Raw genomic sequence first — 2494 nt, 5'->3', positions numbered from 1 at the left:
GCCCGAGCAGGTCGTCGGCCCGCCGCGGCCCGGTCGGACGCTCGTCTACACCGCGGACACCCGCCCGCGCGAGCGGACGGTCGAGGTCGCCGAGGACGCTGACCTGCTGGTCCACGACGCGACCTTCGCCGACGACATGGCCGAGCGCGCCCGCGACACGGCTCACTCGACCGGCCGCGAGGCCGGCGAGATCGCCGCCCGCGCGAACGCGAAACGGCTCGCGCTCGTCCACATCTCCTCGCGGTACGCCGGCGACGCCTCGCCCATCCTGCGGGAGGCCAGAGAGGCGTTCGACGGCGACTGTCTCCTCCCGAGCGACGGCGATCGGATCGAGGTGCCGTTTCCGGAGCGGGAGGGGTGAGGAACCGCCACCGAGGCCGCCGCGCCCCGGGAAACCTTGATGAGTCGCGACGACGACCCTCCGGACATGTCCGACGACTGCATCTTCTGTTCGATCGTCGCCGGCGAGATCCCGGCGCGGACCGTCTACGAGACCGACGCGGTGCTGGCGTTCCTCGACGCCAACCCGCTGTCGCCGGGACACACCCTCGTGATCCCGAAGGCCCACGAGCGCCGAGTCGCCGACCTCGACGCCGCCCTCGCGAGCGACCTCTTCGACGCCGTCGCGACCCTCACGCCGGCGGCGCAGGACGCGGTCGACGCCGACGCCGCCAACGTCGGTATCAACGACGGCGAGGCCGCCGGCCAGGAGGTCCCGCACGTCCACGTCCACGTCGTTCCGCGGTTCGAGGGCGACGGCGGCGCGCCGATCCACGCGGTCGCCGGCCAGCGCCCCGACCTCTCGGACACCGAGCTCGATTCGATCGCCGACGACGTCGCCGCCGCGGTCGGCGAGTAGACGAGGCTCGCTTCGGTGCGCGCGGTCTCGCTCCGGTGTGCGCGGTCTCGCGGCGAGCGGAAGAGCAACCCTTAGGCGCGCCGGCGACCGACGCGATCCCATGCACGAGACGGCAGCCCCGTCGGCGTCGTCGCCCGGCGAGACCGACGATGGCGCCGCGGCCGAGGTGGTCCGGGGCCGGGGCGTCCGGAAGGCGTACGGCGACGTCGTCGCGCTCGACGGGGTCGACCTCGACGTCCGGTCCGGCGAGGTGTTCGGCCTCATCGGCCCCAACGGCGCGGGGAAGACCACGCTCGTTCGCGCGCTGACGGGCACCACGGAGGCCGAGGGGGACCTCCGGGTGTTCGGGCACGCGCCGGAGGAGGTCGACCCGCAGCGCGTCGGGCTGCTCCCGCAGTCGTTCGACCCGCCGGCGCGGCTCACGGCCCGGGAGCTGGTCGACTACTACGGCGGGCTCTACGACGCCGCCCGCGACACCAACGGCGTCCTGCGGGACGTCGGGATGGCCGACGACGCGGACGCGTGGTACGAGACGCTCTCGGGCGGGCAGAAGCGGCGCACCTGCGTCGCGACCGCGATCGTCAACGACCCCGACCTGCTGTTTCTCGACGAGCCGACGACCGGGATCGACCCGGCGGGCCGGCGGGCGATCCACCGGCTGATCGAGCGATTCGCCGAGAGCGGGACGACGGTCTTCCTCACGAGCCACGCCATGGACGAGGTCGAGCGGCTCGCCGACCGCGTCGCGCTCCTTCGGGACGGAGGCGTCGTCGCCGTCGGTGCTCCCGACCACCTGATCGCCGAGCACGGCGGCGCCCCGCGGCTGGAGGTGCGCCTCGACGCCCCGGCTCCCGGCGATGTCGTCGGCGCGGTGCGCGAGGCGGCGGCCGACCGCCTGCCCGAGGGCGGCGAGGTGACGGCCGACGCCGACGGCCTGCGGATCCGGGGGGTCCGTCCGGCGGCCATCGGCGACGCGGTCGACGCCCTCGACGCGGCCGGCGTCGCCTTTGAGTCGATCGCGTGGTCCGAGCCCACGCTGGAGGACGTCTACCTCCGGCTCACCGGTGAGTCGTACTCGCCGCGCGCCGAGGCGCCGGACGACCCCCTCGCGAACGCCGACGGAGGGGACCGATGACCCGCGTCGGTCGGATCGCGACCGAGGCGAGCGCGGCGACGCGCTCGTTCCTCCGCCGGCGGACGGCGGTGTTCTTCACGTTCTTCTTCCCCGTGATCCTCGTCGTCATCTTCGGGGCGCTCGTCCGGACGCAGCCGACCGGCGGCGGGCTGTTCGCGGAGCCGGCGGGCTACTACCTCCCCGGTTACCTCGCGGTGGTCGTCCTGTTCACGCCGCTGTCGCGGGTCGGCTCCGAGATCGCCCGCCACCGCGACGGCGGCCGGTTCGAGAAGCTGGCGACGACCCCGCTCTCGCGCGCGGAGTGGCTGCTCGCGCACACGCTCGTCAACGTCGCGATCATCGGCGTCGCGAGCCTGCTGATCCTCGGGCTCGTGCTCACGGTGACCGACGCGACGCTCGTCGTCTCGCCGGCGCTTGCCGCGCTCCCCGCGTTTGTCGCCGTCGCGGTCGCGCTCTTCTGCGGGCTCGGCGCCCTGCTCGGGGGCGCTCGCCGACTCGCA

General features: G+C 74.4%; 4 protein-coding genes. All 4 read left to right on the top strand.

Going from position 1 to position 2494, the window contains the following annotated elements:
• On the top strand, positions 1-361 hold a 361-nt coding region (locus GJ633_RS15835; RefSeq protein WP_231741392.1), incomplete at its 5' end, for an MBL fold metallo-hydrolase.
• 66 nt (positions 362-427) lie between these two features.
• A complete protein-coding gene (locus GJ633_RS15830) occupies positions 428-859 on the top strand; it encodes an HIT domain-containing protein (protein ID WP_156589545.1) in 432 nt (143 codons plus the stop codon).
• Positions 860-959: 100 nt separating this feature from the next.
• Positions 960-1994, top strand: coding sequence for an ABC transporter ATP-binding protein (locus GJ633_RS15825; RefSeq protein ID WP_156589544.1), 1035 nt, complete (start codon positions 960-962; stop codon positions 1992-1994).
• On the top strand, positions 1991-2494 hold a 504-nt coding region (locus GJ633_RS15820), incomplete at its 3' end, for an ABC transporter permease (RefSeq protein ID WP_197431379.1). The genes GJ633_RS15825 and GJ633_RS15820, both read left to right, overlap by 4 nt.

The organism is Halorubrum sp. CBA1125 (assembly GCF_009742825.1).
GTDB lineage: Archaea > Halobacteriota > Halobacteria > Halobacteriales > Haloferacaceae > Halorubrum.
This window is presented reverse-complemented; position numbering and strand designations above follow the sequence as displayed.